At 47.7% G+C, this 22,540-nt stretch carries 15 protein-coding genes; 11 read left to right on the forward strand and 4 right to left on the reverse strand.

Annotated features, from left to right (window positions below; all coding sequences use genetic code 11):
* Positions 1-763 precede the first annotated feature (763 nt).
* The gene (locus HHO50_RS04355) at positions 764-2,479 is read right to left on the reverse strand and encodes a RagB/SusD family nutrient uptake outer membrane protein (RefSeq protein ID WP_181304791.1); all 1,716 of its coding nucleotides are present in this window, start codon (positions 2,477-2,479) and stop codon (positions 764-766) included.
* An 11-nt stretch (positions 2,480-2,490) separates the two neighbouring features.
* Entirely contained in the window at positions 2,491-5,745 is a 3,255-nt protein-coding gene (locus HHO50_RS04360; RefSeq protein ID WP_181304792.1) for a TonB-dependent receptor, read from the reverse strand.
* 600 nt (positions 5,746-6,345) lie between these two features.
* On the opposite strand from HHO50_RS04360, the gene HHO50_RS04365 reads away from it, so the two are divergent.
* The 3 genes from HHO50_RS04365 (at position 6,346) to HHO50_RS04375 (ending at position 9,047) form a co-directional block, all read left to right on the forward strand.
* Positions 6,346-7,521 (forward strand): acyltransferase family protein, encoded by a 1,176-nt coding sequence (locus HHO50_RS04365; RefSeq protein ID WP_370457521.1) that lies wholly within the window; start codon positions 6,346-6,348, stop codon positions 7,519-7,521.
* A gap of 449 nt (positions 7,522-7,970) precedes the next feature.
* Positions 7,971-8,363, forward strand: a complete 393-nt coding sequence (locus tag HHO50_RS04370) for a diacylglycerol kinase (RefSeq protein WP_181304793.1) — start codon at positions 7,971-7,973, stop codon at positions 8,361-8,363.
* A gap of 198 nt (positions 8,364-8,561) precedes the next feature.
* On the forward strand, positions 8,562-9,047 hold the full coding sequence (locus HHO50_RS04375; protein WP_181304794.1) for a DinB family protein: 486 nt from the start codon (positions 8,562-8,564) through the stop codon (positions 9,045-9,047).
* Between the two features lie 917 nt (positions 9,048-9,964).
* Here the strand turns inward: HHO50_RS04375 and HHO50_RS04380 are convergent.
* Positions 9,965-12,985 (reverse strand): AsmA-like C-terminal region-containing protein, encoded by a 3,021-nt coding sequence (locus tag HHO50_RS04380; protein WP_181304795.1) that lies wholly within the window; start codon positions 12,983-12,985, stop codon positions 9,965-9,967.
* A gap of 45 nt (positions 12,986-13,030) precedes the next feature.
* Between HHO50_RS04380 and HHO50_RS04385 the strand changes: the two genes are divergently transcribed.
* Positions 13,031-14,107 carry a PorP/SprF family type IX secretion system membrane protein gene (locus HHO50_RS04385; protein ID WP_181304796.1) on the forward strand — a complete coding sequence of 359 codons (1,077 nt, stop codon included), beginning with the start codon at positions 13,031-13,033 and terminating at the stop codon, positions 14,105-14,107.
* A gap of 73 nt (positions 14,108-14,180) precedes the next feature.
* The gene (gene gldJ, locus HHO50_RS04390; RefSeq protein WP_181304797.1) at positions 14,181-15,368 is read left to right on the forward strand and encodes a gliding motility lipoprotein GldJ; all 1,188 of its coding nucleotides are present in this window, start codon (positions 14,181-14,183) and stop codon (positions 15,366-15,368) included.
* Positions 15,369-15,444: 76 nt separating this feature from the next.
* Here gldJ and HHO50_RS04395 read toward each other — a convergent pair whose 3' ends face one another.
* Positions 15,445-16,158 carry a ComF family protein gene (locus HHO50_RS04395; protein ID WP_181304798.1) on the reverse strand — a complete coding sequence of 238 codons (714 nt, stop codon included), beginning with the start codon at positions 16,156-16,158 and terminating at the stop codon, positions 15,445-15,447.
* 70 nt (positions 16,159-16,228) lie between these two features.
* Between HHO50_RS04395 and HHO50_RS04400 the strand changes: the two genes are divergently transcribed.
* From HHO50_RS04400 to ybeY, 6 genes are all read left to right on the forward strand, one after another.
* Positions 16,229-16,582, forward strand: coding sequence for a carboxymuconolactone decarboxylase family protein (locus HHO50_RS04400; protein ID WP_181304799.1), 354 nt, complete (start codon positions 16,229-16,231; stop codon positions 16,580-16,582).
* Between the two features lie 262 nt (positions 16,583-16,844).
* Positions 16,845-17,189, forward strand: coding sequence for a hypothetical protein (locus tag HHO50_RS04405; RefSeq protein ID WP_181304800.1), 345 nt, complete (start codon positions 16,845-16,847; stop codon positions 17,187-17,189).
* Positions 17,186-17,959, forward strand: a complete 774-nt coding sequence (locus HHO50_RS04410) for an exodeoxyribonuclease III (RefSeq protein ID WP_181304801.1) — start codon at positions 17,186-17,188, stop codon at positions 17,957-17,959. Before HHO50_RS04405 ends, HHO50_RS04410 begins: the two co-directional genes overlap by 4 nt.
* A gap of 359 nt (positions 17,960-18,318) precedes the next feature.
* A complete protein-coding gene (locus tag HHO50_RS04415; protein WP_181304802.1) occupies positions 18,319-21,639 on the forward strand; it encodes a DUF4175 family protein in 3,321 nt (1,106 codons plus the stop codon).
* A 33-nt stretch (positions 21,640-21,672) separates the two neighbouring features.
* Positions 21,673-22,092: an ATP-binding protein gene (locus tag HHO50_RS04420; protein WP_181304803.1), complete on the forward strand. Its 420-nt coding sequence runs from the start codon at positions 21,673-21,675 to the stop codon at positions 22,090-22,092.
* Positions 22,073-22,504 carry an rRNA maturation RNase YbeY gene (gene ybeY, locus HHO50_RS04425; protein WP_181304804.1) on the forward strand — a complete coding sequence of 144 codons (432 nt, stop codon included), beginning with the start codon at positions 22,073-22,075 and terminating at the stop codon, positions 22,502-22,504. Before HHO50_RS04420 ends, ybeY begins: the two co-directional genes overlap by 20 nt.
* Positions 22,505-22,540: the final 36 nt, after the last annotated feature.

Consider the following 22,540-nt stretch of genomic DNA (forward strand, 5'->3'; position numbering starts at 1 on the left):
CCCCAGAAGGGTTCCTGCTCAAGATAGTCCTGTTCCTTTTTGCCTACACAATCAACAAATGTATTTAATCGCAACTTGAGTTAAATAAGTAGTCGCCCATTTTTCCCTACAAGATCAGCCTGGGAGCGAGGGGTAGGTTCTGCCTCTCCACCTCGTTCTAAGCGCACCAAGCATTCAGTAAGGGACAAATACATTTCAAAAGAAGTTATCCTTTGTTTTAGCTTGAAGCTGTTTAGAGTTTTGCGCCTGTTTTCCTAAAAACACCCTGAAAACGGCGGTACAAGCGGATGCTTGCGGTAGTATGCAAATAACGGCCTCTGGTTTTTGGCCTATTTTCATAAAAATAGCCTAAAAACCAGAGGCATAACCGGACGTTTGCCCCAGAGGAATTGCTTTAAATACCGGTTCATGAAAAACTCTAAACAGGTTCCTTGATTAGAAAACGAACCTGTTTAGTAAAGCCGAACTAATACCCTCGCCCTTGCTGCGTGTTTTCACCCGCAAGCGAAAAGGCCTATTTCCTCTGCATGAGTACCTCGCTACAGGGTAAAGAGGCTGACATTATTTGGTTTTCCGTAGCGACGTTCCCCTGTAACGTCATACGCATTCCTCTCCTAAGCCTAACGCCTAGGTGAAAACACCAAAATGGTGGCTGAATTGGCTATTCTTGTGCTTTCCTGAACAGCCTCAACGGCAAAAAAAGAAGGGCCTGCATGACGCAGGCCCTTCTTTAAAATTTGCTAGTGGTTTAGTAAGAGAAAGATTATTCCCACCCAGGGTTCTGGGTTAACGTTACTCCTTTTTCTTTGTAGAGAACAATTTGATCCAGCGGGATCGGGTTCAGATAGTACTTAGGATTTATATTGGTTCGCTGGGTGGCAGCAGTCCAGGCTGGCGTAATATAACCTTCCACATCGGTTTGGCTCTTATCCAGTACCACGGCAGCGCTAATACCCGGATGATCAGCTTTTCTAATCCAGGCTCCCATGTTGATCTCAGGGTTTGTTACAGTATTGGTATACTCTAACTTCTTCCATCTTTTCAGGTCATCTAGTCTGAAGCCTTCAAAGACCAGTTCAATTCTTCTTTCGCGGCGAATTTCCCAAATTAAGGATGGTACGGTTGCATCTCTTTCTGGATCATCATACACTTGACCATTCACGGCTGGCTGGCCACCCATTACCTGTAAGTGGGGGATATTGATGCCTGGTCTGCTTCTCAGTACATTGATAGAGATATTCAGATCATTCTGAGTTAAAGCAGGCCCGCCAACGGTGGCTAATTCTGCCGCCGCCTCAGCGTAGTTGATAAGCACCTCTCCGTAACGGATAACAGGAGCATCAGCATAGCCACCACTCAAACTTCCTTCAGGCAAATCTTTTATCTCTTCATTCAGGAATTTATGGGTGGCAACACCTGTGGTAGAGTAATTACCCGCTATCCCATTCAGCCTTAATTGATTTGAAACAAAAGTTTGGGTGATTCTTGGGTCTCTATTGGCCATTAACTTCGTAATGCCTTGATCGCCCTGGTAGACTGGAGAAATTCTCACTGGAAGTCCATCATTGGCTAAATAAGAATCTAACAAGTCTTTGGATGGCCCACTCTGAGGCTCTTTGTTGTTATAGCTATTAAGGGCATGGGTAAGTATACCAGGCGCATATTCTCTGTAGAGAATCACTTCAGGATTTCCTGCTAAGTTAAGAGAGTTGAATACTTCTCTGTAATTGCCTAAACGGTATCTGCCTGATTTGATTACCTCATTGGCAGCCCACTTAGCTGCCTCAAGGTATTCTGCTGCTTTGGCAGAATTGTTAAGGTGGTATTTCTGCCAAGTACCTTCAAATAAGAATACTCTTGACATGTGGGCTAACACCACATCTTTATTCACAGTAAGACCTTTAGTACCATTGCTGAGACGTACATGTTCAGCCGCATACCTAAAATCAGCCAAGACACTGTCCATCACTAGGGTACGGGAATCTCGTGGTTTATAAAGTTCCTCAAGATCAGTTTCTACCAGTGCATTACTGTACCAAGGAACATCACCAAAACGCTTAGTCAAATCATGGTACTCTAATGCTCTGAAGAAACGGCCAATGCCTCTCCAGTGGTTGATGGCTGCTTGATCCATTGGCACCGTTTGTACCCGGTTAATGAAGATATTAGCCTTTCTAACCCAAGTGAAAGTCCAACCACCACCAGAAGATGGAACAGCATTGGGTGTGAATTGGACTGGGGTAGTAGGAGCAAAATCATCATTCAATGCTTGCCCAGTAAAGTACCTACCCCAGGTATTACCAGAACCATACCCGGTAAAGTAAGCGGTATAGAACCCGTAGGAAAAGGTTCTAACACTATTTTCATTTACCCAATAGGTTTCGTCCCTTAATTGATCTATAGGGGGGGTTTCAAGATAGTCTTCACAGCTAAACAAGGTTAGCGCAAAGAAAAAAACTGCTATTAATCTAGTTTTCATGTAGTTACGTATTAAAGGGTTACCTGAAGACCAAAGGAAAGATTCGTTTGGTAAGGGTATACCCGGCCAAATGTTGCTGGGTCATTCAAACCAGAAGTTGTATAATTCACTTCTGGGTCAATTGGAATATCACCTAAGTTGTCAAAGGTAAGAAGGTTCTCCCCGCTAAAGTAAACCCGTACGCGCTCAAGCTTTGCTCTACGGGTTAACGTTTGAGGCAAAGTATACCCAATTGCTAAGTTCTTAACTCTCATGTAAGAAAGATCAAGCAAATACTTAGTTTGTGGCAGGAAGTTTCTGAAAGCCGTTGATTGTTCAGCATCTGTAGGGCGAGGGTAGAAGGCATTTGGGTTCTCTTCTGTCCAGTAGTCTGTTTGATGGGCAAAATAGGTTGCTTCACCAGCCCTGAAACCAGGGATAATGATCTGTCCTGATCCCCAGAAATCACGTTTTCCTACTCCTTGGAAGAAAACACTCAAGTCAAATCCTTTCCATTCTGCCCCAAGGCGTAAACCATACTGGTAACGGGGAGTAGAGTTACCTATCACTTTCTGATCGCCAGGGTTAGTTACCGTTCCAGAACCACGGTCAATTTTACCGTCACCGTTTAAATCTTTGAATTTAATGTCGCCTGGGCCGTAGAAGAAACCAGCATTTTCAAAAAGTGTCTGGGTAGCAATTCCTTCTTTTAAGACATACTTGCCGTTTTGTAGGATGAGGTTTCCATTAGCATCCTGTCTAAAATCATCTTTGGTGAAATAACGATCTGTTTCAAATCCCCAGATTTCGCCTAGAACTCTACCAGGTCTATTGGCAGTAAGGCCTGTGTTATTAGCAAATTCAGTGACTTCTTCTTTGAAGTCAGACAACATGGCCGTAGCAGTGAAACGTAAATTGTTTTTAAACTCGTGAGTAAAGTCAACCGCTAATTCCCAACCAGTAGTGGTCAATTCACCAAAGTTCCTGAGCGGAACCGGGGCACCTAATGTAACTGGTAGTACTTCTCCTGCGCTGTGTATATCAGTGGTTTTTCTTTGATACCAGTCAAAAGTAATCCCAAACTTATCTCTGAAGAATCTTGAATCCAACCCGAAATCAAGGGTAGTTACTGTTTCCCAGGTCAGCGCCTCTTGTATATAAGAAGGAGTTCCTACTTGAGCAGTATTCACTCCGCCTATCACCCAACCGGACGTACCCGGCGTCATAGTAGAGTAGATGTTGTTAATGTTAGCGTTCTGGTTACCTATAGATCCCCAAGAACCTCTAAGCTTTAAGAATGTCAAAACTGGCTGAGTAAATTCCATGAAGGACTCTTCACTGATCACGTAACCAGCAGACATGGATGGGAAAAAGCCCCATTTCTGGGCCCTAGATAATCTAGAAGACCCGTCATATCTTCCGTTTACTTCCAAGAGATATTTATTCTTGAAAGAGTAGTTGATACGCCCAAAGAAACCAAGGGTAGTCCATTTGTCACGGTTTCCGCCTACTAGTTGGTCTCCTGTGGCAAGAGGAAGTTCTCCTTGATCTGGGTTTAAAAGGCCTCTTCTCTCAGCGTAATTCCACCAGTACTCCATCTCCTCTACATCGCCCCCGGCTATCACTTTGAAGGAATGGTCATTGACATCTTTCACATAAGTAGCAAAAGCCTTACCTGTTAACATTTCTCTGCGGCTGTTCTCATACCGCACTTTATCATAGGCAGCCGTAGTATAAGGCCCATATGGCCAGGTTCCTCCGCCAGTCCAGTAATTATAGGCTGTGACAGCCCCACCTGTCTGGTGAACCTGACCGGAAGTATTGTTATAAGTAAAGTCTGCGTCTACTGTTAAACCAGGCATTGGTTTTAGGGTTCCACCTACCGCAATTCTAGATAAAGAGGTTCTATTATCATTCATTTTGGCCTGCTCTACTTCTGTAATGGCACTTCTGAATGGCCTACCTTCATAGGTACCATATGGGAAGTTGCCAGGCCATCTGAATAAATAAAACCAAGGATCATACGTAGCAGAACCGTAGTTGAAGGGCTCAGTAGTCAAAGTGTTTGCATACAGAACTCTGGCTCTGGTATCTAGCCAATCTGTCACCGCAGTGGTAACGTTAAGGTTAAGGGTATATCTATTGAACTCATCTGGGTTCACTTTCAACACTCCTTGTTGTCCTAGAAAACCAGCACCAATACGGAAGGTGGTTTTTTCACTTCCGCCAGAAACAGATAAGTCATGCTTTTGCATAGGCGTCCATTCACGTATGAACATATCAGCAGGGTCCCAGGTTCTATAGAAAAACAAACGTCCGTTTCTAACCTCAAAGTCACGGCCCATTACCATTTCAGGCCCTAAGTCCTGGCCTCCGTATTGCTGCTCCCAATCACGTATTTTCTGGATAGCAACGTCATCAAAGTAAACCCCTACAATCCCCATCTCGGTTAAATTAGGGTTTGTTCTTCTGGCAGAAGCAAGCGCCATTTCACCGGCGTCAGCCGCATTGGCCATTTCAGCCGTTTGCGTTGGCCTGTTCCAGGAGAAGTTATTGTTGTAGTTCACCCGGGTAGGTGCGCCTTTTTTCCCTGTTTTAGTAGTAATCAAGATAACACCCCAGGCAGCTCTGGCTCCGTAAATAGAAGCAGAAGCTGCATCTTTCAAGACAGAGATAGACTCAATATCTTCAGGGTTCACCAATTGCAAACTAGGCACCTCCACGTTATCTACTAAGATCAATGGCTGCGCACCTCCTCCACCACTCAAAGTACCGGCCATACCCCGTAAGTTAATGGTAGGGTTTTGCCCAATCTGACCGGTAGGACTGGTGATCGTTAAACCTGGGGTGGTTCCCTGCAAAGCACGTCCCACATCAGTAACTGGCCTAGATTCCAGCACCTTAGTATCTACAGTAGAGACCGCGCTAGTTACATCACTTCTTTTTTGGGTACCGTAACCTACTACCACTACCTCATCAAGTGCTTTAGCATCTGATCCTAATCTCACATCAATGGTATTAGCAGCCCCTATTGTATGCTCCTGCGGAAGCGCTCCAATGAAGCTAAACACTAACACACTGCCTGGTGCCGCTTGTATTGAATACCGGCCATCAACATCAGTGGAGGTACCGTTGGTTGTTCCCTTCACCACCACACTAACCCCGGGCATGGCGGAGCCGTCATCGGAAGAAGTCACTCTTCCGGTTATAGTTTTGCTTTGGGCAAAACCTGCCTGAGCAATACAAATGCTCAAAGCAAATAGCAGTAGCCGTAACATTATTTTCATAAAAAAAGAATTAGGGTATTAAGTGATTTTGTTGAAGATCTGCGGAATTCTTGAAACATTGGAAAATCAATTCATAAACATGAAACTACATTAGGTTGGCAGGACTTCTGCCAAATACAGATTCTAATGAAACCAAGTGCAATATTAAGGAATTGTTAAAAACTCTTCCTGTTATGAAGCTGCAATTATTTTTTCCATGCGAAAATACCTTGATTTAGGTAAGTTTTCAATAAAACCAGGTATAAACGAGGGCCTTCAGGCATAATTTAAGTGAGCTTCTCCCTGCTACAAGCAATAATGGGGAAAATTTAAAAAAGCTTTTGTAGCCACACAAGAAATATTAAGTATTTTTATCTTAATTCTTTGATGAGTTAAATTTTTTTTTAAAATTTTATATAGTTCCTAAATTTATTTATTAATTAGCCTTTCCTGATTTAATAACAAATCAAACAAATAACCTCTAAATCTGTAAAAGTCCCTACTCGGGCTCAATTGCTGTCTTAGATATAGAAAATCTGTCTCTCCTAACACCCTAAGTGCCATTACTGCTCTCTGAAACCACTTTCCCTGTTTTACTACCACCAAAAAAAGCACCCTATTGTGACAACAACTTCTACCTCAACCCAGCCCTCAGAAGACACCATCTCTCCAGACAAGCTTGCGGCACCCACCAAGGCAAGGCTCAGGTCACTGGATGTATTCAGGGGAATCACGGTTCTGGCCATGATTCTGGTGAATAACCCTGGAAGCTGGGGAAAGATCTATGCCCCGCTCAGGCACGCGGCCTGGCACGGGTGCACGCCCACCGATCTGGTGTTCCCGTTCTTTCTCTTTATAGTAGGGGTGTCTATTGCCTATGCGCTGTCTGGGGCCAAGCTGATGCCGGAAAAACATACGTCTACCATCTTAAAGATCGTTCGGCGGGGCCTTACCTTGTTTGCCCTGGGTCTGTTTCTGGCCCTGTTTCCCAAATTTGACTTCGAAACAGTCCGGATACCGGGGGTACTCCAGCGCATTGGGGTCGTGTTCATCATTGCCGCCATCATCTTCCTGAAGACCGAACGCCGTACCCAGATATTGATCTCCATTTTCTTACTGGTGGGTTATTGGGTTTTGATGATGTTCGCACCGGTACCCGGCATAGGCCAGTCTAATTTGTTACCCACTACTAACCTGGCAGCCTGGCTGGACAACACCTTGCTGCCTGGCCATCTGTGGAAGTCTACCAAAGTATGGGATCCGGAAGGCATTTTAAGTACGTTGCCCGCCGTGGTCACCGCGCTCTCTGGGGTGCTGGTAGGGCAGTGGCTCAAAAAGAAAGACGATGCCGGAAACAAAATAGCCTGGTTAATGGTGTGGGGCGTCATTTGCACCTGCCTGGGACTGATCTGGGACTTGCACTTCCCCATCAACAAAAGCCTCTGGACTAGCTCTTACGTATTATATACCTCTGGTTTGGCCATGTTGGGGCTTGGAATGTGTTACTGGCTCATAGATGTGAAAGGCTATCAGAAATTCACCACGCCGTTTCTGGTTTATGGCGTCAATGCCATTACCGTCTTCTTTCTCTCTGGGCTTATCCCCAGAATCCTGGGCATGATCAAGGTCAATACCCCAACCGGCGAGGTAGACAGTAAGACGTATCTATATGAATCTTTCTACACGCCCCACCTAAGCCCTTATAATGCTTCCCTGGCCTGGGCCTTGACCTGGATCTTCTTCTGGATGGTCATTCTCTGGATCATGTACAGAAAAAACATCATCATCAAAGTGTAACGTCGTACACTATATATAATAGAGTGACAGGAAGGGCCATTTTACAGTGGCCTTTCCTGTACGGCACCAAATTAGGTACAAAGTTTACAGATAACTTCTTCTTTTATATCTCACCTGCAGGTGCCAAACCTGTTTAGAGTTTTCATTCACCGGCAGTGTACCGCTAAACCTTTTGTTTTTAGGCTATTTTTATAAAAATAGCCTAAAAACAAAAGGTTTAGCGGTACACTGCCGCATGCAGAAGCTTGTACCCTCGTTTTCAGGCTACTTTTACAGAAACAGGCCTGAAACTCTAAACAGCCTCGCCTATTACTTCCTGAGAGTTCTCCGTTTTCAACCCGATTTCACAAAAACTGCCGTAAAACAAGAGCTACAGAAAACCGGCTTGGTAAGATTTACGGAATAGCAGAACTTGCACCCGCCACATCGGTATTCCGTAAGTTCTGAAGATGGAAAGACAACGCCCCACGTTTATAAGAAGTAGGCTGAACAGCTTTGGCTATGCCCTTAAAGGGATTTCGGCGGCTTTCAGGTCTGAGGCAAACATGCGCTGGCACGTGCTTTCGGCGGGAGCCGTAGTGGCGGCTGGCTTCTACTTCGGGCTGACGAACATGGAATGGGTGGTCATCTGCTTCGCGATTGGGTTGGTCTGGATGGCCGAACTCTTCAACACGGCTTTAGAGGTAGTGGTCAACCTGGTTTCGCCGGAACGGCACCCGCTGGCGGGCAAAGCGAAAGACATTGCCGCCGGTGCGGTATTGATCGCCTCTCTCACAGCCGCAGTGGCGGGACTTCTGGTATTCCTGCCTTATCTGTGGGCTTTGCTGCAAATGTACACCTAAGAGCAAGCATGTTTACATTTCATCTTTGCGCTGCTACGCGGCTCCAAAAATGCCTCCGCAGCACCTTTCTCTGGCCGTTTTCGCCTGCAAACCTCAAATTTAAACAAGCTCTAAACATTCTTTCTAAACGCCACGTTTACTACTTTTGCCCGATTCCAAAAACCGGAAGTCTCTTCTGTTCCTCAATTTACCTGACCAATGACTACAAACGACGTTCTTAGAAACCTGACCGAATATAACGTATGGGCTAACTGGCGCATCCTCAAAAGCCTAGACCGCATTGAAGGAGAGCTTCCAGATTATGCTCAGCTCATGTTCAGCCACGTGTTAAATGCCCAAGCCATCTGGATTGCCCGTATCACCGGCACCAAAAGCCCGGTAACGGTTCTGCAAAGACACAGCTTGCAGGAGCTGCACCAACTGCATGAACAGACATCGGCGAAGCTGATAGAGCTGTACGCCAACGCAGATGAGGCCGAACTGAACCGCACCATTGAGTACACCAACACGCAAGGCAAAGCTTACTCCACCAAAGTGCAGGACATTCTTACCCACGCCATCAACCATGCCACGTACCACCGGGGCCAGGTAGCCCGTGAACTCCGTTTAGCCGGCCATGAGCCCATCAACTCAGACTACGTGACCTACGTGCGCATTCAGTACGGACAGGATCTGGAGATCTGATTTCCAAATACTCTGTTTTCAGGCTGATTTCTGAAAAGAAGCTTAAAAACACATTCATAAAAAGAAAAGGAGGAGGGAAGGCCGCTATGGCTTTCCCTCCTCCTTTTTATTTATACAATTACACCTTTACAGGGGATGGTGCAGAAGAACCCACCCCTGCCCCTCCTCGGAAGGGAAAACGCCTTTGTATAGGAAAGGAATGCGTGTGACCGGCAGGTGTACACATCCCCCTTCGCCCCCTTCAAAGCTCATCCTACCCCATATGTCTAAAACAAAGGAGCACGATATGTGAACGTCCCCCTTTGCAGGGGTAGGGGGATGTTTACTCCTGCTGATAATGGCGTTCCCTGTCCTTTACACCGGCTGTTTAGCATTGAACGAAAGCTTGCTCTGCCTCTTCTTCCGCCTTTCTCATCCCCTTACCCCCTTCAAAGGGGGACGGAATGCGTACAAAAGCCTGTGGGGGGGTAGGATGAGCTTCAAAGGGGGAGTATCTGCTTTAGTGAGGGATTCCTCTGAAGGAGAAAGCAATGCGCGACAGAGACAAGGCAGTGCCTGGTCTCTACAGGCTCTATCATACCACTTCCACTACTTTCCCCAGTTCCAGTCTTCCCCGAGCGCGCCTCGCTTTTGGCCCTGGATAGACAGAGACTAAGAGAGACAGACTTCTCAGGCCGAAAGGGCAGTGCGAGAGGGGAAGACGGGGCCCCGCGGCCGTGAGCGCTTAGCGGAACAGATGGAACAATACAGCACCTGCACCCACGCAAAAAGCAGCCAAGCCGAGGGAACAGCGTATTCCGTGCACCTTCTAAGATAACAAGCGGAATTGTTTAAACTGCCTCTCTACTCAAATGAACAGGAGAGAAACCGTTTTTCACCTACTTTTCAGAAAAACAGGTTAAAAACGGTTAGTCTTTTTACTGCTGCTTCGTGGTATCTGTGGGCGGGGTGGCCGCTGGCTTTTTAGGGGTAAGCAATTTGTTCAGCCTGGACTTGGCCTCGGCTCTGATTTTCTGCTCAGCCTCCTGTCGTTTTTTCTCCAGTTCCTGCCGCGCCTTCAGTTCAACCTCTTGCTGCCGTTTAGCCAACTCAACTTTGATGCTGTCTTTGTTGGTGGGCACGTTCACGTTGAGCTTGTCTTTGACACCTTCCAGTTTGCTGGCCACTACCTCTTTCACCAGAGAGGAAGCTCCGGCCTTAAGGCTGCTGCCTTTTAAAGCAACCGCCGGATTATTATAGTCTCCCGTTACGCCTAATTGCAGCGTTACCCGCTCAAGACCATTCAGGTTTTGCACACCGGTCAAGCTGGTAATCTTGCCCGCCAGGGCGTTTCCAACCTTTCCCGAAGGGACATCCAGGGCTACCACGTAGTCTACTTTTCCACTGACGTTATTGGTTCCGCCCACGGTCATTTTGATGTCGCCCACAGAGAAATCAAAGGGTTTCACCACCAGGTTTCCGCCAATAATCTCGGCGGCGAAGCCCCGGTTCTTTAACGAGAAATTCTGCACTTCCTTGAGGTTGGTCAATTGGCTGATTTTGGCTAGCGCCTGCACGTTGGCTACCACGGCTTCTACCACTTCTATCATGCCTTTACCGGTAAGGGAACTCATGACTGGCATCATGTCACTGCCCAGTTCTCCACTGAGATTGAATTTAGAAGAGAACTCGCCCTTCAGCAATCTGGCAATAGGTGCCAGCTTCTGAATAGTGTTGAAAGAATTGAAGGATTCCTGAAAATCGAGGTTCTTGATGTCTAGGCCGAAGGAAAATTTAGGGTGCATGAGGTCTCTGGAATCATAAGAACCGGTGGTGGAAAACTGACCACCCAACGTATTGAAGGAAACATCTTCCAGCTTGGCTACCTGGTTCTTAAGCGTTACTTTCCCCTGTAGGTTCTGTAGCTTTAAGTTGTCATACAACACCATTCCTGCCTGGGTTATCAACACCATATCTAAGTTAGCCGGAATCTGCACTACGCCTTGGGCTTCTTGGGTGGAAGATGGAACCGTTTGGCCGGTATGTTCATCTACCATCCATTCGTTTACGTTGAAGCTGCTGGTCTTTAAGGTGAAGTTTCCACGCAAGGGCTGGTTTTCAGAGAGCAGGTAGCCCATGTAGTTGGAAACCGTGCCATTCATCTGCACATCACTCTTGCCCAGAAAACCGTTCAGTTGCTGAAGGGCCACCTGGTCATTGTTGAACGTGGCCTTCGCCGAGTTGATGCGCATGCCTTGCGGCAGATCCAGGCTCTTGTAATTGAGTTGGGCAATCTGCACTGTTCCGCTGGCCTGCACGTTTCCGTAACGCCCGGCATCCACATCGGTCATTTTCCCTTTGGCCAGAATGTTTCCGCTCAGGCGGCCGCTGAGGGTGGTGCCTTCCAGGGGGAAGATTTTGGTGAGTTTGGTTAAATCCAGAATTCCCTTGATGTCTACGTCAAACTGCGGCTGGGCCAGGTTCTTAATGGCGACCCGGCCTTCCAGCGGTTCTTTGTCCAACAGCATTTTAAAGCGGGAAATCTGAATGTCTGTGTCGGCGGCGTTACCGGTGCGGTTGGTGACCGTAGACGCCACGGTTACCTGTTCCAGCGGGGCCGGGAACGAGGCGGATTTCACGTAGCCGTTGGTAAGGTTGAGGGTAGCGGTCACTTCGGGCATGTGGTTCTCAAAGTACACGCCTTTGGCCTGGGCATTTACGTCCAGTAACCCGCGCAGCGTAGTACCTTCCAGCGGGAATACTTTCGTGACTTCCGCCAAATCTAGTTTGGCCCGTAGGTTTCCGTCAATTTTCATCGGGTCTAGACCATCTATCAATACGCGGCCGTCTATGGGGTTCTTGCCTAAGTCCAGATGCAGTTTGCGTACATCAATCAAGGTGTGATCTACGTTGCCATCGGTGTTTTTCACGCTCATGTCAAGGTTGATGTTGCGGGCTGCTTGCGGAAGGTCTGGGTATTGGAAGGTGCCGTTGTTCACTTTCAGGTCTACCCCAAAGCCTGGCAGGGAGGTTTCGTTGAAGATGCCTTTCACGTACCCGTTGAAGGCTACTTTGCCATCGGTCTTCACGTCTTTGAATTTATCGGTGAACACGCCGGGCACCAGCGAGAAGATATTCTTGAAATCGGTCTCTAAGGCTTTAAAGGTTAGATCAAGGTTGATGTCACTGGTGGGCATGGCAATGGAACCGGCCATGCCCAAAGCGAAGTCATTGATGCGGAAGTTGTTGTCTTTAAAGGTGTATTTGGCATTGGCCAGATCCATGGCTAGGATTACATCGGCATCCAGCGTCTTGTTCTCAAGGTAGTTTATTCCGCCATACGTGACGGTGAAGCGCTCGGCCTGGGTGCTGGTTTCCATGTCGAAGATGTCCTGGGCGAGATCGCCGCTGCCGGTATGCTGCACGTTATGGGCGTTTACCCCAAACGGGATGCTCAGGTCTTGGTAGACAATCTGCCCATTTGTGATTTTCCACTCGTCAATGGCCATCTTAAAATCAGTGGTATCCTGCGCCTCAGGGGTAGTGGCAGCAGAGTCTGGAATGAAAATGTCCCAGTTGGCTTTTCCGCTTTTGAGTACCAGTAGTTTCAGGCGCGGCTGATCCAGCTGCACAGAGTTGATCTCTATCTCATTGCCCGTGATCACGCTCATCAGGTCAAGGCCCAGGTTGAAATCCGGCAAATAGGCGAGGGTGTCCCGCTGGAAAGAGTCTTTTCCTACAATGGTCAATTCTTTCACGCTTAATCCCAGATCTGGGAATGTGCGAAAAAGGGACAGACTTACGTTATTTGTTTCGTATAGAACCCGGGCGTTAATACTTTTGGCGATTTCTTCATCCAGGCGCTCTTTGATTTTATCTTTGAAGAAGACCGGTATAAGTGCCGCGGCGGCCAGCAGTACCACTATAAATACGGCCAGACCTATAAATATTTTCCTCATGTTGGTAATGATCTATTTTCAGCTTGTAAGTTTAGGTATTTTCAAATGAATATACTCTTAGGCGGGTTCCTGCAATTTATGTGCCGTAGGTTCATCAAACAGCAAGCGGGTAGGGGAAGGCTATTGTTGACGAGTGCTATTATACTGTTTACCTTCCTGAGGGCCCAAGCGCAGGAAAGCACCAGCACGTTGCCCTATGCCCACCGCCTTTTCCTTAACCCGGCTTTCACCGGATTATTGTCTGACTACAGCGTAACCGCCGGGCACCGGTCGCAATGGACTGGCATAAATGGGGGGTACAGCACGCAGTGGGCCAGTGGCGAATACCGGTTTGAGGAGAACAAGAATGCCATTGGGACTACCTTTATGGCAGACAAGGCCCCGGCGGGTGGGTACCAGAAAATGCAGGCGGGCCTTTTATATGCCTATCATACAAAAATGAGGAGTAACCTGGATCTGAGCGCGGGCATGCAGGTAGGGTACGGCTCCCAGAAACCATCTGCCAACGGGCTCATTTTTGAAGACCAACTAAACCCCAACGGAGGCGTAATCAACCCTACTGCCGAGACCTTTGGCCTAGATAGAACTTCCTACTTCACTGTCTCTGGCGGACTATTACTTTTCACAAGACAGTTTTGGATGGGAGTATCGGGGCACCATTTGAATAATCCTACTGTAGGGGAAATGTCACAGAGTACGGCCGCTCCGGCATTCCAACTGCAAACCGGGTATAAGTTCTACGTGAAGAGCTATTTTCAAAAAAATCACTTTGAAGAGATAAGCTTTATTCCCACTCTTTCGTATACGCACCAACGAAGCTATAACCGCTTAGATGCCACCATTTATGCGAACATTACACCTGTGACCATGGGACTGGGGATGACACTGTTACCGGGCACAAAAAATACTTCGCTGGCAAGTACTATCCAGGGGATAGTTGGCGTTACACATAAAGGATTGAAAATAGGATATGCCTACCGGCATCTGCTGGCGGTAAGCCCCGTGGCCCTAGGCCCAACCCATGAGCTCGTTCTTTCCTTTGAGAAAGTGGATTACTTGAAGATTTTTAAAAGATCAGGCACAAACAAAAAATACAATCGGATTGCTTGTCCAGCATTCTAAATTTCGGTATTATTGCATGTTAAAAGCCACATTTGACCAAAAGAATACAATTTTACTGGTATTTACCAATTTTATGAAACTTTCTAAACATTTTATGTACGTGTTGGCTGCGGGAGCGGTAATTCTCTCCTCCTGCTCCAGAAACAACCGTCCTACTAGCCTAGACCCAGGTAAGGAAAGTACAGCAACCGGCATTTCTTACGAAGATGAAGAAGGTGGCTTTGCTGTAGCTGACTATAGCGACGTACCTGAAGGGCCCGGTTTGGTATTTATCGAAGGTGGTAGAACTACCCTTGGGTCTGCTGAGGAAGATGTGGCCATGACCCGTGACAACATTGAGCGTACCGTCACCATCGCCTCTTTCTACATGGATGAAGCCGAGGTAGCCAACATTCACTGGCTGGAGTACCTGCACTACATCAGAAAAGACTCTTCTGAGGAAATCTACGCGAAAGCCCTTCCAGACACTACCGTGTGGGAGCGTGAGTTGTCTTTCAATGACCCGTACGTAAGCTATTACCTGCGTTACCCTGGTTTCCGCTACTACCCGGTAGTAGGCGTGAGCTGGTTACAGGCGCAGGATTACTGCACCTGGCGTACGGCCATGGTAAACAAAAACCTGGCGGCCAACTATGACGGCGAACTGGCCGAAGGTGCTACGCCTCCGGTTGAGTCTGGCGCTGTTTTGCCCAACTACCGTCTCCCTACAGAGGCTGAGTGGGAGTATGCTGCCCAAGCCTTGATTGGAACCCAGTTGAGCGAAGAAGAAAACCAAACCAACAAGCGTATCTATCCTTGGGATGGCCACCAGGTGCGGAACCCGTACGGCAAAGGCCAAGGACAATTCCTGGCTAACTTCAAACGTGGCCGCGGTGACTACGCCGGTATTGCCGGTTCATTGAATGATGGTGCCATGATCACAGAGTACATCTACGCTTACCCACCAAATGACTTTGGTCTGTACAACATGGCGGGCAACGTGAATGAGTGGGTACAAGACGTATACCGTCCGCTTTCTTTCCAGGACGTGGAAGATTTGAACCCAGTTCGCCGCAACGGGGTAATGGATGATTCCTCTATGTATGACGTAGGTGGCTTTCAGTCTCTGATCACCAACACCGTACGGGTGTTCAAAGGTGGTTCCTGGAAAGACGTAGCGTACTGGCTATCTCCAGGTACCCGTCGTTTCATGGAGCAGGATTCTGCTACCTCTACTATCGGTTTCCGTTGCGCCATGATCAACACAGGCTCTAACAGATAAGAAGAAATACTCTCAATCATAAAAAAAGGAAGGCCAGATAAACTGGCCTTCCTTTTTTTATGTGGTATTTATAAGGTTACAAGGTGTAGGCAATGGACGCCACGCTCACGGCACTAGCCCCGTGTTGTAAAAGTATCTGGGCGCACGCTTCTATGGTAGCCCCGGTGGTAATGACATCATCTACTAATAATACATGTTTCCCCTTTACTTTTTGGGCCTGGTGAATTGCATATAATTGCTGCATGGCCTCCCATCTGTCTTGCCGGTTCTTAGCAGTTTGGGTAGTAGACAATCGATTTCTCTGGAGAGCATCTGCTGCCATGGGAATTTCCAGACTCTGGGCAATGGCCTGCGCGAAGCCTTCTACCTGGTTATAGCCACGCTGCCTCAACTTACTTGGATGCAACGGTACCGGCACCACTACGTCAATGGTTCTGAAGTCTTCCTGTTCCCGCAGCTGCACCCCTAACCATTTACCCAGCACTTTTCCTACTTCTTCCTGCCCTTTGTATTTCAATTGGTGCAGCAATCGTTGCACGCGTCCTTTCTCCTGAAACTTGAGGTAAGCCGTGGCTAACTGGAGGGAAACTCTGCCCCAGAAAACTTCATGCAAAGGATTGGCAGTAGGGGAGAGGTGGAAGTCGGTGTACGGGAGTTTGATGCGGCAATGGCTGCAAATCACTTCTTCACCCATGGCCAACTCGCCGGCGCAGGCCCGGCAATCCTCGGGGAAGAGCAACGCCATGAAATCATGGTATAACGTATGGAGGCCCAACTGCAGCTGCGGCATAGACTACTTGCGTATTTTGGTGTAACTTTACAGTAGCGGCGCAGAATGCCGCCATTAATGACGCACAACAATGAGCCAAGTAAAAGAATTCAATGACTACCGCACCCGCATGAACGAGAAGATCATGGCCGCGGATAATAAAGTAATCAAACGCTTTTTCAACCTAGATACCAACGCCTACGCCGAAGGCGCGATAGACGTAAAAACCAAGGAAATGCTGGGCCTGGCCTGCTCCATGGTGTTACGCTGCGATGACTGCATCAAGTACCACCTGGGAAAATGCTTTGAGTGCGGCCTCTCTGACGAGGAAGTGTACGAAGTCTTCGCCATTGCCAACCTGATAGGCGGCTCCATCGTTATCCCGCACTTTAGAAGAGCCGTGGAATACTGGGAAGAACTGAAGACGGAACAACAAGCACAATAAAGACGAGTCATTTTAGTAAAAGCGCTTTCGACCTGTTTACAGGAAACTGGCTGTGAAATGAAAGCTTTTTCTGCTGTGGATTACTTTATCAGACCATAGTAGATTATACATTTAACGAAACGGGCTAACTGACTCAAAACCCGTTTTTAGCCTTATTTAAGTAAAATAGGCAGAAAAGGTTTGTAGAAAATCAGTGGATAAGGAGTAGCTCATCAACATACCAGCTAATCCTGAACGCATTCACTTATGCACATAGTAGCTTATGGAGAACGAAGAAGATTTTGATGTAAGATGGGCCGCTTTGCGCCAGGACATCAAGAAACATTTTGGGAAGAAGCCAGACTTAAATGCCATTCTATTTTTGGTGGGCGTACAGGAACTAGGGCAAGGGGTAAGGGAGTTCACCAAAGAAGAGAAGCAGGACTTGATGCACATTGCCACCTGCAAATTGTTGAGCTTGTCTGGCTATTACGAGTTGGAGGGAACAGACCAGGAAGGATGGCCGCACTGGAAATCGGTGAAGCCGCTGCCGGCCTGCAACTTGAAAGAGCAGGAACGCATGCTCAAATGGCACGCGCTGGAGTATTTTGACGAAATGGGTTCATGAAGATTATCAGCTATAACGTAAACGGCATTAGGTCTGCCATCTCTAAAGGCTTTGTGGATTGGGTGAAAGCCGCCAACCCAGACGTACTGTGCCTGCAGGAGATCAAAGCCGATGAGACCAAGTTTGACAAAGCAGTTTTTGAGGAACTTGACTACCACGTGTACATCCATCCGGCCGTGAAGAAAGGGTACAGCGGGGTGGCCATCCTTTCCAAAAAAGAACCCAAAAACGTGTGCATCGGCTGCGGCATAGAACAGTATGACCAGGAGGGAAGAGTGATTAGGGCAGATTATGACGGCTATTCGGTGTTGAATGTGTACATGCCTTCGGGCTCCAGCGGCGAACACAGGCAGGCATTTAAGATGGAGTGGCTCCGCGATTTTCAACAGTACATTCAGGGTTTAAACGACACGGTGCCCGGTTTGGTCATTTGCGGCGACTACAACATCTGCCACCAACCCATTGATATCCACAACCCTAAATCCAACGCCAATTCCTCCGGCTTCCTGCCCGAGGAACGAAATTGGTTCTCCAATTTTCTGCAGGACGGGTACATTGATTCGTTCCGGCACTTCAACCCAGAGCCGCACCAATACACGTGGTGGAGCTACCGGGCCAACGTTCGGGCCAAGAACCTGGGCTGGCGGATTGATTACCTGTTGGTCTCAGAACATTTGAAACCGCTCATGAAACGGGCCGCCATTTTACCCGAGGCCAAGCACTCAGACCACTGCCCCGTGCTCCTGGAGATGCACCCCGTGGAAAACTAAGCTTTCTTCTTACAACATTACCAATGCGTTTTTAGGCTGATTATTGGAAAACAGCCTAAAAACGCATTTTTATTTTCACACATCTGTGGACATCGCACACCTTATTTGACAGAGTCAGAGGGAAGCCTTTCTTAGAAGCGGCAGGAACCATTTTCATGGGTAGGTTCGTTTTTGCCCTGATTTCAGGAAAATAGCCTAAAAACGGGGCAACATGCTTTCAAAGCAGAGAATTAACAATAAATTAGTAAGCAAAAGAGTTACTACTCTGTTGATTAACTACGTATGACAATACAACGAAACGGCTGGTACTCTTTCTTCTGGTACCACGGTTCCAGGCCACTCTAAACCTTTCTTTACCTATGCGGGCTGCCAGTTCTTTAGATACAGTTTTACAGCAGCTTCAGGCGTTTAAGCGCAAATTCTACCTGAACCTGCTTTTCAAAGGCGCTTTACTCACGTTGGGGTTGGTGCTTTCTTCTTATCTGCTCATCACCGTTCTGGAATACTTCTTCTATTTTCAGCCGGAGGTGCGCGCTTTCCTTTTCTTTTCGTTTCTAGCCATCAGTGCCTTTGCTGTTATTCGGTGGCTTTGGGCACCCATTATGGCGTTGACAAACCTGAAGAAGCTGCTCACCGATGAAGAAGCCGCCCAACAGGTAGCCCACTATTTCCCCGAAATCCAGGATCATCTTCTCAATCTGCTGCAATTGAAAAATGTGGCTATGAGCAATGACCTGGTAGCGGCCAGCGTAGAGCAGCGTTCCGAGGAGTTGGTGGGCTACCAATTCCCTGAACGGATTAAATTCACCCAGAACCGTTCTTACTTTAAATACCTGTTGCTTCCGCTCACGTTGGTGGTGGTGCTGGCCTTTATTTATCCCGCTTTGTTTGTGCAAGGCACGGAGCGCATCATCAATTTTAAAACCCATTACGCGCCCAAAGCCCCTTTCCAGTTCCAGATTCAGAACTCGTCTTTACAGGCGTTCAAGGGCGAAGACTTCCAGTTGAAGGTCAACATTGAAGGAAAATCGGTTCCCGAAGAGGTGTTCTTGGTAATAGACGGACGGCAAATGCCGCTCAAGAAGCTCAAAGACCAAACCTACGTCTATGACTTTCAGGAAGTGCAGGAGTCCGTCGATTTCCAGCTGACCGGTGCGGGCTTCTATTCCGAGGAAAACCGCCTGAACGTAGTAGCCCGGCCCATGCTTCGGCAGTTAAAGGCCGAGTTGAGGTACCCCGCTTACACCAAAAGGCCCGCCGAAACGCTGGACAATACCGGTGACCTGACCATTCCCGAAGGCACGCACGTCACCTGGCGCCTCGCCGCCGATAACGCCGATTCGCTCTGGCTCCAGTTTGACGCTCCGGCCCAGAAAGTGAAAGCCCAAACCCGTGATGAGGAATACGTGGTGAACAAGACCTTCGTGCAGAGCCAACGCTATAGCATGCACCTTAAAAATCGCTACTCAGAAAACAAAGAGCAAATCTCCCACCAGATCACCGTCATCCCAGACCGCAACCCTGAGATTACCTTAGAGCAGTTCCGTGACTCGGTGCTGTACTCTTATTTGGTAGTAGGAGGGACTATCTCTGATGATTACGGTTTCAACAGCTTGGCCTTGCACTACCGGGTTCTCAGAGGAAACAAAGCCGCTACCGGTTATAAAGCCGTGGCCATTCCGTTCAGCGGATCGCTGGCTACCCAGTCGTATTTCCGGCAACTAAACCTGAAACCCCTTAACCTTCAGCCCGGCGATAGACTGGAGTATTATGTGCAGGTAACCGACAATGACCAGGTACCCCAGCCGAAGAGCGCCCGCACGTCTACCTTCATCTTCAAGTACCCCGATCCGTCTGAGGTGCAGAAATCCATTGAAGAGTCTTCACAGCAGGTACAATCCCAAATGAAGTCTTCGCTCACCAAAGCCGAGGAACTGAAGAAATCACTGGAGCAGAACGAAGAGAAGACCAAGCTGAAGAAAGAACTCTCCTACCAGGACAAAAAAGCCCTGCAGGAACTCGCCGAGAAGAAGAAAGCCCTGCAGGAAGAATTGGCTCAGTTGCAGAAGATGAACGAGCAACTGAACCAACAGCAGGAGCGTTTCTCGCCTCAAAACGAAGAACTAGCCGAAAAACGCGACCAGCTCAAGAAAATGATAGACCAACTGCTGGACGATGAGACCAAGAAACTCTACGAAGAACTGGAGAAGCTCCTGCAGCAGAAGCAACCAAATCCAGCCCAGATTCAGCCGTTGCTGGACAAACTAAATAACAAAGAAGAGAACCTGCAGAAAGAGCTAGACCGGCTACTGGAGATGTTCAAGCAACTACAGGTAGAGCAGAAACTGGATAACGCCCAACAAAAGCTAGACGACCTAGCTAAAAAGCAGGATGATCTGGCCAACAAAACGGCTGAGCAAAACAACAAACCAGACCAGGGTTTACAACAAGAACAAAAGCAGCTTCAAGAGGAATTCAAGCAGATGCAGGAAGAACTCAAAGAAGCCGAGAAGATGAATGAGCAACTGGAGAACCCCGAAGACATTCCTGACACTGAGAAGATGGAGGAGCAGATAGAACAGGAGCAGGAGAACGCCCAGAAATCTATGCAGAAAGGCCAGAATAAGAAAGCAAGCCAGCAGCAGAAATCAGCGGCCCAGAAGATGCAGCAAATGGCGCAGCAGATGCAGAGCCAGGAAATGGAAAGCGACATGCAGCAAGCCCAGCAGAACCTAGATCATTTGCGCGATATTCTGGAGAACCTGGTCACGCTTTCCTTTGACCAGGAAAAGCTCATGAAAGACTTCCGGAACGTACAGCAGAGCGACCCAAGGTTCATCGGCTTGGCCCAGCATCAGGTGAAACTCTCAGATGATGCCCAGATTATTGAAGACAGTCTGCTTTCGCTGGCGAAACGCGTTCCGCAGATTCAGTCGTTTGTGACCAGGGAAGTGGGGGCTATGGAAGAGGAAATGGACAAGAGCTCTGAGTCTATCAAAGACCGGAACGTTTCCAAAGCGGGCAACCACCAGCAACTAGCCATGACCTCCATGAACAACCTGGCTTTGATGCTGAGTGACGTGCAGCAGCAGATGCAACAAGCCATGATGGCCATGCAGCAAAGCGGGCCAGGCAAAAAGAAAGGCAAAGGCAAGAGCGGTAAAAACCAGCCAGGGGCCATGGGACAGATGCAGCAGCAGCTGAATGAGCAGATTCAGCAGCTACAGAAAAGTGGCCAGAGCGGCCAGCAATTATCTGAGCAGTTGGCTCGCTTAGCGGCGCAGCAGGAAATGCTCCGTAATGCCATGAAAGACTTGGCTCCGTCGCCCACTTCGCCAGGCGGAAAGGAAGGAGGGGAGAAACTCAGTGATTTGGGCAAGCTCATGGAACAAACCGAAACTGATCTCGTTAATAAACGTCTTACAGAGCAGACCATGATGCGGCAAAAAGAGATATTGACTCGATTGCTGCAAGCTGAGAAAGCCGCTAATGAACGCGATCTGGACGAGAAGCGGGAGGCGAATACGGCGAGAGAATTGCCGGCCCGCATCCCGCCATCGCTTCAGAAATACCAGGAACGGCAGAAACAGCAGACAGAATCGCTCCGTCAGAACCTACCTGCTTTAACACCTTATTATAAAAAGCAAGTAGATGCTTATTTTAAGCGATTAGGTTATTAGATTTGCAGACATTTCAGATATAGTAAACATATTATGAATCAAGTAAAAATTCAGATTCCTTCTATCATTGAGAATATCCGTATTGTGGAGAGTTTTATTGACAACTCCCGGGAGAAATTTCAGATTGAAGATGACATCTATGGTAATATCATGGTTGCCGTGACCGAATCTGTGAACAACGCCATTAGACACGGCAACAAGTTTGATAAAGATAAGAACGTCTATCTTTCTCTTTTCGTGGAGCCCAACCAACTGCGGTTTGAAGTACAGGACGAAGGAGCCGGATTTGACCCTGAAACTTTATCTGACCCCACCGCCCCAGAAAACCTGGAGAATCCCGGCGGCAGAGGTATCTTCTTAATGCGTAACCTCTGCGACGATGTTTCTTTCAGCAATGACGGCCGCACGGTTTCCTTAACCTTCAATATAGAGAATGCAGGAATTGCCAATTGAGTTCTTTACTGAAGAGGTAGAATTTGAGGTAAAAAACGAAGAGAAGGTCAAAACATGGCTTTCCCAAATTATCTCGAAATATTCTTTCGAATTAGAATCTTTGAACTACATTTTTTGTTCCGATGAATATCTTCATCAGATGAATGTAGAATACTTGGAGCATGATACCCTTACTGATGTCATCACCTTTGATAATTCCGACTTTGAAGGAGTTATTGAAGGTGATGTTTTCATTAGTATTGACCGCATTGTGGACAATGCCGCTACTTTCAACATTACCCCCGAAGAAGAGCTCCACCGGGTCATGGCCCATGGCTTGCTCCACTTGCTCGGGTTTGATGATAAAACACCAGAAAAGAAGGAGTTAATGCGTTCCAAAGAAAATGAGTGTTTAGAGTTCCTTAAGTTGTAAACACCTCCTTCTCTAGTTATCCTCACTTATCAACAA

The organism is Rufibacter sp. XAAS-G3-1, assembly GCF_013623775.1.
Lineage (GTDB): Bacteria > Bacteroidota > Bacteroidia > Cytophagales > Hymenobacteraceae > Nibribacter.

Excerpts from the sequence above, each read along its gene's own strand:
- HHO50_RS04355 (WP_181304791.1), bottom strand. The coding sequence starts at position 2,479 with ATGAAAACTAGATTAATAGCAGTTTTTTTCTTTGCGCTAACCTTGTTT.
- HHO50_RS04420 (WP_181304803.1), top strand. The coding sequence starts at position 21,673 with ATGAATCAAGTAAAAATTCAGATTCCTTCTATCATTGAGAATATCCGT.
- HHO50_RS04360 (WP_181304792.1), bottom strand. The coding sequence starts at position 5,745 with ATGAAAATAATGTTACGGCTACTGCTATTTGCTTTGAGCATTTGTATT.
- HHO50_RS04400 (WP_181304799.1), top strand. The coding sequence starts at position 16,229 with ATGAGCCAAGTAAAAGAATTCAATGACTACCGCACCCGCATGAACGAG.
- gldJ (WP_181304797.1), top strand. The coding sequence starts at position 14,181 with ATGAAACTTTCTAAACATTTTATGTACGTGTTGGCTGCGGGAGCGGTA.
- HHO50_RS04395 (WP_181304798.1), bottom strand. The coding sequence starts at position 16,158 with ATGCCGCAGCTGCAGTTGGGCCTCCATACGTTATACCATGATTTCATG.
- HHO50_RS04380 (WP_181304795.1), bottom strand. The coding sequence starts at position 12,985 with ATGAGGAAAATATTTATAGGTCTGGCCGTATTTATAGTGGTACTGCTG.
- HHO50_RS04375 (WP_181304794.1), top strand. The coding sequence starts at position 8,562 with ATGACTACAAACGACGTTCTTAGAAACCTGACCGAATATAACGTATGG.
- ybeY (WP_181304804.1), top strand. The coding sequence starts at position 22,073 with ATGCAGGAATTGCCAATTGAGTTCTTTACTGAAGAGGTAGAATTTGAG.
- HHO50_RS04410 (WP_181304801.1), top strand. The coding sequence starts at position 17,186 with ATGAAGATTATCAGCTATAACGTAAACGGCATTAGGTCTGCCATCTCT.
- HHO50_RS04415 (WP_181304802.1), top strand. The coding sequence starts at position 18,319 with ATGCGGGCTGCCAGTTCTTTAGATACAGTTTTACAGCAGCTTCAGGCG.
- HHO50_RS04370 (WP_181304793.1), top strand. The coding sequence starts at position 7,971 with ATGGAAAGACAACGCCCCACGTTTATAAGAAGTAGGCTGAACAGCTTT.
- HHO50_RS04385 (WP_181304796.1), top strand. The coding sequence starts at position 13,031 with ATGAATATACTCTTAGGCGGGTTCCTGCAATTTATGTGCCGTAGGTTC.
- HHO50_RS04405 (WP_181304800.1), top strand. The coding sequence starts at position 16,845 with ATGGAGAACGAAGAAGATTTTGATGTAAGATGGGCCGCTTTGCGCCAG.